Origin of the sequence: uncultured Bradyrhizobium sp. (assembly GCF_936943645.1) — a bacterium.
GTDB lineage: Bacteria > Pseudomonadota > Alphaproteobacteria > Rhizobiales > Xanthobacteraceae > Bradyrhizobium.
Map to the genome: position 1 here is coordinate 1 of NZ_CAKZJO010000077.1, position 8,818 is coordinate 8,818.

Genomic DNA, 8,818 nt, shown 5'->3' on the forward strand with positions numbered 1-8,818 from the left:
AAATTACTGCGACCGGCTGACTCAGTACGATTAGCCGAAGGCGTAATCCGCCACCCCCCCTCTCTCGCAGAGACAGAAGAGGCGGATTACGCTGCGCTAATCCGCCCTACGGCTTGCGCCTATTCCACCGGCGTCGCCTTCGCGCTGGCGTCCTTGTTCACCACGCGCTCGTCGCTCTTGCCGGCGACCATGCCGCTGCCTTCGAGCCGCGCGCGGTACACCAGCACGTTCTCGATCACGCGCTGGACGTAGTTGCGTGTCTCCGATAGCGGGATGCGCTCGACCCAGTCGACCGGATCGACATTGGGGTCGCGTGGATCGCCGCGCGCCTGCACCCATTCGCGCACGCGGCCGCGGCCGGCATTGTAGCCGGCGAAGGTCATGATCTGGTTGCCGCGATATTCCGACAGCAGCGCGCTGAGCTCGGCCGCGCCCATCTGCGTGTTGTAGACGGGATCGGAGACCATCTTGTCCCAGTCGTAAGTCAGGCCGAAACGTTTCGCGGTGTCGCGTCCGGCTTCCGGCGTCACCTGCATCAGGCCGACCGCGTTCGCGGGCGACTTGTCGCGCTGGTCGAACGAGCTTTCGGTGCGCGCCACCGAATAGATCACGCTGGTTTCGATAGCGGGGGCGACCTGCTTGTGCTCGGGGATGCCGATGGTCGGGAAGGCGTAATGGTCGAGCGCGAGCCCGCGCGCCAGCGCCGACTTGCCGACCTCCAGCATCACGCGCGCATCGTTGCGCTGCCCGGCGAGCTCACCGAGCGCTTCGAGGGCGGCGACGTCGGTGCTCTCCTTGGCGAAATCCTCGGCGTAGCAGAACACCGTGTCGCGCTCGCCGATGCCGTAGAGCATGTCGGCGGCACGCACGCGCTCGTCCGAGGACGGCGTATCGGCGGCAGCCAGCACGGGCGAGGGCGGACGCAGCTCGATACGGTCGAGGCCGAGCTTTGCACGTGCCAGCTGGCCGTAATAGGCGGTCGGATAGCGCGAGGCTGCCCGGTAGCTCATGCGCGCATCGGCCATCGCGCCCATCGCCTCGGCGGCCCGGCCGCGCCAGTAATGGGCGCGCGACAGCGCGATCGGGTTGGCCGAGCCCTCGTCGATCGCGGCGAAGTGCACCATCGCCGCCTTGGGATCGCCGAGATAGCGCAGCGCGATCCAGCCGCACATGAAGTGATAGTCGACGCGATAGACTTCCTTCTCGGGCACCGCGGCGGTGCGCACCACGTCGTAGGCGGTTCTGAACTTGCCCTGGTCGAGCAGCTTGCGGGCGAGCAGGCGGCGCTCGCGCCACCAGGCATCGGTGTCCTGGGCTGCCATGGTGTCGGGCGCGGCGGCCAGGATCACCTCGGCCGCATCGTCGATGCGGTCCTTCTGCAGGTGCCATTGGGCGCGGCACAGCACATAGCCGAGATCGCGGCGCGCCTCGGCCGGCACGTCCTCGAGATAATCCTTGGCCTTGTTGGCCTTGCCGGTCACGGCGGCGCAGGCCTTGACGATCGCAAGCTCATCCTCGCCGATCCGCTTCGCAGCGCGCCGCGCAGCCGGGTAGTCCTTGGCGCCGAGCCGCCTGTCCATGCGGGCGCGATGATCGTCGGCGGTCAGCAAATCGCGGAACGCCTCGTAGGAATCCTCCTCGCTGCGTTCGGACAATTCATCCGTGCGCCAGGCCTCGCGCACCAGGCGCGCGGCCCTGTCGGCATCGCCTTCGGTCAGCAGCACACGGGCGAGCGCGAACTTGCCCTTGGCGCTGATCGGGCGGTCCATGGTGAATTTGTGCACGGTGGCCGCGTCGCTCTTCTCCTGCCACAGCCGCGCCTCGGCGCGGCGGCGGAGCAGGTTGCGGCTCGGCCAATCCGGATTGGCGGCGAGAAAGGCGGCGTAGCGCTTGAAATTCGCCGTGCTCTCGGAGTGGCGCAGCATGAACCAGTCGGCGAGCTTCTGCCCGGCGGGGTCGGCGATGCGGTCGCGCGCGGCGCTTGCGTCCTCCGTCTTGCCCTTGCGCGCGAGATCGATCGCGTCCTTCAGCACGGCAAGGTCGCCGGTGAGCGCCGGCGCTGCCGGCTTGTCCGCGGGCTCGTCGTCTTGCGTCTTCGACTTGCGCTTGGCCTCGGCATGCTTGCCATTTGCTTGCTTGACATGGTGCGCCTTGCCGGCGGCGGCATGACGCGGCTTGCCGGCTTTCGCCTCATGCGACTTCTTCGGCGCAGACGATTTGTGACTGCTTTTCGCTGCCAGCTCGGTGGGAATGAGGGCCAACGCGGCCACGGCAACGACACACGCGAGCGAGCGTAGGCACTGGTTCATTCCATGGTCCCCCTGCGAAACCACTACAAACCCGAAACCACTACAAACAAAGGTCCGCGACGACATGCGGCTCGAGAATCAAAGGCATCGAATACGATGCCCGGCATCGTTTCGCATTCCTCACGCTGTCGCAACAATGCGGCAAAATACGGATGCGAAGCGGAACTTCGGGACGGCCGCAAAGGGCAGCCCGTTTAACCTTCGTTAACGATCCGGGCCCGCCCGACGGCCGGGCCGGTTCCCGGCGACAGGAGGAACCAGATTGCGCGTGTTCCCCTGGCCCGATCCGGTGTATGGAGTTCCAACGCTCCATCCTTTCTGGCCTTTGCCCCGCACCAATGCCGATTTTCAACCAGTCGATCCGGCGTAAGATCGTCGGCATCGCCCTCGGATTGATCGTCCTGATGCTGATCACCTCGATCCTGTCGATGGTGATGTCCAGCCAGGTCGGCGTCCTCCTCGACGAGCTGACCAACCGCTACATCCCGGCCTACAGCCATCTTTCCCGCGCCAACATCCGCTCGCTCGAGCGGGCGCTGGCGCTGCGGCGGATGGTCATGACCCGGATGGGAGCGTCGTCGGACGAGGAGGCCTATGCGGCACGGCTTCGCGACTTCGAGGCCTTGGACCGCAAGTTCGAGGAAGAGGCCGAGGCGGCGCGCAAGCTCATCAACGCGATCATCGACGATCCCAGGACCTATTCCGACAATGCCGCGCTGGCCCGGCTCGACGTCCGCATCGAAAGCGCCGTCACGGAGCTGCGGCGCGATCTGGACGACGGTAACGCGAAGCTGGTCAAGCAGGTCGAAGCCAAGGACATGGCCGCGGCCCGCGGCACGCTGGAAACTCTCGACGGCTTGCGCGATGCGTTCAACCGCAAGGTCGATGCGATCCGCGCCGACATGCTGACGCAGGTGTTCTTCTCGACCTCGCAGGTGATTGGCCGCCAGCATCAGGCGATCGTGGTGTCGGGCGTCGTGACGTTGCTCGCGGCGATCGTCGGCTTTGCCTTTGCGCTGCTGGTGTCCAGCGGCATCACGCGTCCGGTGCGGCTGCTGCTCGCCGGCACGCGCGAGGTCGAGGCCGGCCGTTTCGACAAGACCATCACGGTCTCCACGCAGGACGAGATCGGCGAGCTCGCCGCGGCCTTCAACCGCATGACCGAGCAGCTCAGGCACAATGAGCGCATCCGCGAGACCTTCGGACGCTACATCGATCCCAAGGTGGTGCAGGGGCTGATCGACCGGCCGGAGGTCGCGATCGACGGCGAGCGCCGGGTCATGACCATCATGTTCTGCGACATGAGCGGCTTCACCTCGATGAGCGAGGGCATGACGCCGCGCGGCCTCGTCAGGGTGATGAACCACTATTTCACGGTGATGTCCGCACCCATCAGGAACAATCGCGGCATCATCGACAAATATATCGGCGATGCCATCATGTCCTATTGGGGCCCGCCCTTTATCGAGGAGGACGAGCAGGCGCTCCTTGCCGGCATCGCGGCAACCGAGATGGCCGACCAGGTGCCCGCGCTCCAGCGCCAGCTGCCCGACCTGCTCGGCATCCGCGCCATGCCTGCGCCGTGCGATTTGCGGATCGGCATCGCCACGGGAGAAGTCCTGACCGGCAGCATCGGCTCCGAGCTGATGATGAGCTTCACCGTGATGGGGGATGCCGTGAACCTGGCCTCGCGGCTCGAGGCGGTCAACAAGGTCTACGGCACCCGTATCCTGATCTCGCAGGCGACGGCCGAGTCGATCGGATCGCGGCTCGAGCTGCGCGAGATCGATCGTCTGGCGGTCGCGGGCCAGAGCGCGACGCAGGCGATCTTCGAAGTCATGGCAAGGGCGGGCCTGCTCACCGATGCGCAGGAGACCTTGCGCACACGCTACGCCGAGGCGCTCGCCGCCTATCGTATCGGGCGCTTCGATGCGGCACGCGCGGGCTTCAGCGCGGCGCTCGAAGCCGTCCCCGGCGACGGCCCCTCGCGCACCATGCTCGGCCGCATCGCGCAGTTCGAGGCCGCCCCGCCGGATGCGGGATGGGACGGCGCCTGGCGGCTCGACAGCAAATAGGCGGCCGCATCGGGAAAAATTGATTCTACTCGATAACGATGTTCGCCGTGACCTATTCCGCGGGCTTAGGTTGGATGTCCTTGAGGCGTTTGATGGGGACACGCCGATGACAGAACTTCAGGACAGGCTGGAACGGTTCGAGACACTCACCGCCGAATGCGAGCTGATCGCCAAGCTCGCCACCGACAGCATCAAGCGCGAGTTCTATCTGAAGCTCTCGGAGCAGTACCGCCAGTTGGCGGTGGACATGCGGCAGGCGATCGCGACCAAGGCCGCGGCCTGACGCCGGCAATCCGTTCTTAAGATTTGGCGCGCATCCTCGATGCACGCAAGCATCGCCGATTGGCGATGCCTGTGGTGGGAAGGCCGGGGTTCGCTGCAATGCAGCGCGCCTCGCGAGTGTCATTTGCCGGGCCTGACAGGGCAATCCCATGCGCCTCGTTGTAGTGATCATCATCGCGCTCATGACCGCGGCCTGCGATCAGGAGCAGGACATCACCGGCTCGACGACGCCGGCCTGTCCGATGCGGAACTACAGCTACAATCCCCGCGACTTGAACCAGTGCGTCAGCGCCTGCAAAGCCTGCGATCGCGGCACCACGGTCACCTGCAGCACCTCCTGCACTCTCAAGGGTGCACGCTGAACGCGTTGGCAGGGAACGATCGCTCCGCCGGGACGGAACCGGCGGTGTTGGGGCACCGGAACGATTCACTTGGGTTAATGATTGAAGGGAGCGGGCAGGACGCGGAGTCCGATGGAAATGGGTATGCTCGATCCCGGTCGATTTCTGGTGTCGTGTTCGCATTGTGATGCCTGGCCGATGGCGGCCAATGTGAAGCGGTCGAGCTGGTCGGCATCCCCGCATGAGGTCCGTTTCGTCTGCACGCGGTGCCGGCGCGAGGAGACCGCGATCGTCTCGGCCTCCGGCGAGCTGACCCCCATCAGGCGCGTCGACGTTCCGCCACGCGACGTCGCTGCCGCCTGGGCCCAAGCGCAACGCTTCCGAGGCCGGACCTAAGCGCGGCCTCGCGCTCATGAACCGGCATCGGCCGGTACGGCGATGCCGGCTGGCTGCGGTGACAACGGCCGGCCGTCGATTGACTCTCCGGCGGAACGACACGTAAATGGCCGGTGACGGTTCTCCTCACGGAGATCAAAAGGGAATGTGGTGCGGGACGTCCCAACGCCGGGATCGGTCCCAACGCCACGGCTGCCCCCGCAACTGTAAGCGGTGAATCTTTCGTCTCATGCCACTGGGAATCTCGGTCCTGGGAAGGCGACGTAGAGGTTACGACCCGCGAGCCAGGAGACCTGCCGTCAGCCGTGGTCACACGCGACGATGTCGGTCGGGGAGTACAGACATTGGCTTCACCGGAGCATTCCATCGCTCTGCCGTGAAACCTCGTTCGCTGTGACGTGCCACTGACGTCATACCGAGGTTTCAACCGTGTCCCGTCCCATCTCTGCCGCCTGGCGCCTCAGCGCTGGCCTGTTCGCGTCTGTCTCCCTCCATTCGCTCAATCCGTCTGCCGCTCTCGCCCAGCAGGCCCTTGCCGAGCAGTTGCCGCCGATCGAGGTGAACCAGCGGGCCGATCAGAACCGCACGCGGGCCAGGGCGACCGGAGACGGCGATGTGGCGCGGCCGCGGGCAGCCGCCACTGTCGCGCCGGCAGGACGCAGTGCCGGCTCGTCCGGATCCGATTCTGTCGCCGGCGATGGCGGCATCGTCGGCGCCGCCACGACCGTCATCACGGCCGCCGATATCGCGCATGCGCCGTCGCAGACCCTTGCCGAGATCATCGCGGCGCAGACCCCGGGTGCCCAGCTCACGACGTTCTATGGCGGCCAGATCGGCGCCAAGACCAGCGTGGATTTGCGCGGCTTCGGCGCCTTTGCCACCGCCAATACCCTGGTGCTGGTCAACGGCCGGCGGCTGAACGACGTCGACATGGCGCAGGTGGACCTCTCCACCATCCCGCTCAATTCGATCGAGCGGATCGAGATCACGCGCGGCAATTCCGGCGCGGTGCTCTACGGCGACAACGCGGTCGGCGGCGTGATCAACATCGTCACCAGGAACGGCGTCGGCGGGCCGCCCGTGACCGCGCGCATCGAGGCCGGCTTCGGCTCGTTCAACACCAGGCTCGGCAACGTCTCGACCTCGCTCAATTCAGGTCCGTGGTCGACCTCGTTCTACGGCAATGCCGTCAGCACCGACGGCTATCGCGACAACAATCGCTACTCCCAGAAAAATGCCGTCGGCAATCTCAACTACACCACGTCAGGCCTGACTGCGTTTCTCACCGTCACAGGCGACAATCAGGAGCTGCGACTGCCGGGCGGCCGCACCGTCGATCCCTCCATCGGCCTCGATGAGCTCGCGAGCAACAGGCGCGGGACCAGCACGCCGTTCAACTATGCCAACCAGCAGGGCTATGGCGCGACCGCGGGCTTCACCAAGACCCTGGTCAACGGCGTCGACCTCATCGTCGATGGCGGCGTGCGCGACAAGAAGCAGCAGAGCGCGTTCTTCTCCAGCCCGATGCCGGTCCCGGCCTTCTTCACCTCGACCTATGTCGATTCCCATCTGACGACATGGTCGATCACGCCGCGGCTCAGCGTGAAGAGCCTCATGCTAGGCATGCCGTCTCAGCTCCTGACCGGCATCGACTATTACGATGCCAGCTTTGCGCAGAACCGCGGCGCCGGGCAGGGGCTCGCCGCCTGGCACAATTACGACCTCAGGCAGCAGACGGTCGCAGGCTATTTCCAGCACACATTGGGCGTGGCGCCAACGACCGACATCTCCTATGGCGCGCGGGTGCACAACGTCAGTCTCGCCGCACGCGACAATTTCGATCCGGCCGCGCCGTTCAACGCCGACATCGGCGCGCTGCCGCTGACCAGCAGTGAGACCCAATACGCGCTGCATCTCGGCGCCGAGCATCGCCTCAATGACGTGGTCTCGCTGTTCGGCCGCGCCGCGCGCGCGTTCCGTACGCCCGACGTCGACGAGCGGCTGTCGTCGGGGCCATCCTTCGATCCCTTCACCTTTGCAGCGATTCCGCAGACCTTCCAGCTCAAGACCCAGACCTCCTGGGATGTCGAGGGCGGCCTGCGCATCAAGGGCGGCGGGCTGCAGTTGCAGAGCAGTCTCTATCTGATGGACCTCACCAATGAGGTTCATTTCAATCCGGTCCTGTTCTACAACACCAATCTCGATCCGACCCGCCGCTACGGCTCGGAGACCAGCCTGTCCTATCGCGTCAACGACGCCCTGCTGCTGCGCTCCGGCATGGCTTATACGCGCGCAGTCTTCCGCGAAGGCATCTGGGCGGGCAACGATGTGCCGCTGGTCTCGCGCACCACGGCGAGCGCCGGCGTCACCTGGAACATCTGGCAGAACTATCTGGTGCTCGATGCCACCGCGCGCTTCTGGAGCGAGCGGCGCATGGACAACGACCAGGCGGGCACCCAGAAGCCGATCCCCGCCAACGGCACGATCGACCTCAAGCTCAGCGGCCAGGTTGAGCGCTACTTCTGGTCCCTCAGCGTCAACAATTTGCTGAACGCGCTCTATTACGACTACGCCATCGCAAGCACCTTCACCGACGGCCGCTTCAGCGCCTATCCGCTGCCGGGCCGCAGCTATCTGCTCAAGGCCGGCGCGACGTTCTGACGCCGCCGGGGCTGTCACAGACCTGCAAATGGATTAGAATTCGAAGAGAAGGAGATCACTCATGGCGCTCAGCATCCTGCCGTCTGACGACGACCGTTTCCGCCTTCATCCGGTCGCGCCGCGCCTTGCGCCGATATTCGGCTTTGCGCTGCTGACGGCATCATGCGCCCTCGCGAGCTTCGCGTTCGCCTGCGCCACGCCGTTTGCGGCCTTCGCCGTCGTGGCCGCGGCAATGCTGCGGCTCCGCCCGGCACTGCTCGTCGTCACCGGCGCCTGGCTCGTGAACCAGACCATCGGTTTCGGCGCGCTGCATTATCCCGCAGATGCCAGCACCATCGCCTGGGGCTTTGTCATCGGCGCGGCTGCGCTTCTGGCGACTGCGGCCTCGTCGACGGTGCTCGGCCTGCTGCCGCAGGGGCGCACGCCGCTGGCGCTCGCGATCACGCTCGTCGTCGCCTACGGGATTTACGAGCTCGCGCTGCTCGCCGCGACGCCGTTCCTCGGCGGCGAGGGCGCCTTCACCGCCGCGATCGTGACCCGCATCGGTCTGACCAGCGCCGTCTGGCTCGCCGGCCTCGTCGCCATCTGCGAGATCGTTCGCCTGGCCAACCCGTTCGGGCGCAAAGGGGCGATGGCGGCGTGAGCCGCTAAAAGACCCTGTGTCGCCCTCTGTCAACCAAGCGATGTAAAAATATTCCGCTTTACCGAAATTCGGTTTTGTCGTATGTATCGCCCATCCCGGCTCACCCAAGAG

General features: G+C 65.7%; 7 protein-coding genes and 1 riboswitch. Of the genes, 6 read left to right on the plus strand and 1 reads right to left on the minus strand.

Going from position 1 to position 8,818, the window contains the following annotated elements; genetic code table 11:
- Positions 1-119 precede the first annotated feature (119 nt).
- Positions 120-2,309 carry a lytic transglycosylase domain-containing protein gene (locus tag Q0743_RS20330; protein ID WP_298243274.1) on the minus strand — a complete coding sequence of 730 codons (2,190 nt, stop codon included), beginning with the start codon at positions 2,307-2,309 and terminating at the stop codon, positions 120-122.
- A 338-nt stretch (positions 2,310-2,647) separates the two neighbouring features.
- Here Q0743_RS20330 and Q0743_RS20335 point away from each other — a divergent pair, with 338 nt between their 5' ends.
- From Q0743_RS20335 to Q0743_RS20360, 6 genes are all read left to right on the plus strand, one after another.
- Positions 2,648-4,384: an adenylate/guanylate cyclase domain-containing protein gene (locus Q0743_RS20335; protein ID WP_298243275.1), complete on the plus strand. Its 1,737-nt coding sequence runs from the start codon at positions 2,648-2,650 to the stop codon at positions 4,382-4,384.
- A gap of 106 nt (positions 4,385-4,490) precedes the next feature.
- Positions 4,491-4,667 (plus strand): hypothetical protein, encoded by a 177-nt coding sequence (locus Q0743_RS20340; protein ID WP_298243276.1) that lies wholly within the window; start codon positions 4,491-4,493, stop codon positions 4,665-4,667.
- A 148-nt stretch (positions 4,668-4,815) separates the two neighbouring features.
- Positions 4,816-5,028, plus strand: a complete 213-nt coding sequence (locus Q0743_RS20345; RefSeq protein WP_298243277.1) for a hypothetical protein — start codon at positions 4,816-4,818, stop codon at positions 5,026-5,028.
- Between the two features lie 123 nt (positions 5,029-5,151).
- Entirely contained in the window at positions 5,152-5,403 is a 252-nt protein-coding gene (locus Q0743_RS20350) for a hypothetical protein (RefSeq protein ID WP_298243278.1), read from the plus strand.
- 100 nt (positions 5,404-5,503) lie between these two features.
- Positions 5,504-5,719, plus strand: a riboswitch (cobalamin riboswitch).
- Between the two features lie 113 nt (positions 5,720-5,832).
- Positions 5,833-8,064: a TonB-dependent receptor gene (locus tag Q0743_RS20355; protein ID WP_298243279.1), complete on the plus strand. Its 2,232-nt coding sequence runs from the start codon at positions 5,833-5,835 to the stop codon at positions 8,062-8,064.
- A gap of 61 nt (positions 8,065-8,125) precedes the next feature.
- Positions 8,126-8,707: a hypothetical protein gene (locus Q0743_RS20360; RefSeq protein ID WP_298243280.1), complete on the plus strand. Its 582-nt coding sequence runs from the start codon at positions 8,126-8,128 to the stop codon at positions 8,705-8,707.
- The last annotated feature ends 111 nt before the right edge of the window (positions 8,708-8,818 follow it).

What these genes read in the sequence shown, in the direction of transcription:
- Q0743_RS20350 (WP_298243278.1), top strand. Translation starts at nt 5,152, where the DNA reads ATGCTCGATCCCGGTCGATTTCTGGTGTCGTGTTCGCATTGTGATGCC.
- Q0743_RS20360 (WP_298243280.1), top strand. Translation starts at nt 8,126, where the DNA reads ATGGCGCTCAGCATCCTGCCGTCTGACGACGACCGTTTCCGCCTTCAT.
- Q0743_RS20340 (WP_298243276.1), top strand. Translation starts at nt 4,491, where the DNA reads ATGACAGAACTTCAGGACAGGCTGGAACGGTTCGAGACACTCACCGCC.
- Q0743_RS20330 (WP_298243274.1), bottom strand. Translation starts at nt 2,309, where the DNA reads ATGAACCAGTGCCTACGCTCGCTCGCGTGTGTCGTTGCCGTGGCCGCG.
- Q0743_RS20335 (WP_298243275.1), top strand. Translation starts at nt 2,648, where the DNA reads ATGCCGATTTTCAACCAGTCGATCCGGCGTAAGATCGTCGGCATCGCC.
- Q0743_RS20345 (WP_298243277.1), top strand. Translation starts at nt 4,816, where the DNA reads ATGCGCCTCGTTGTAGTGATCATCATCGCGCTCATGACCGCGGCCTGC.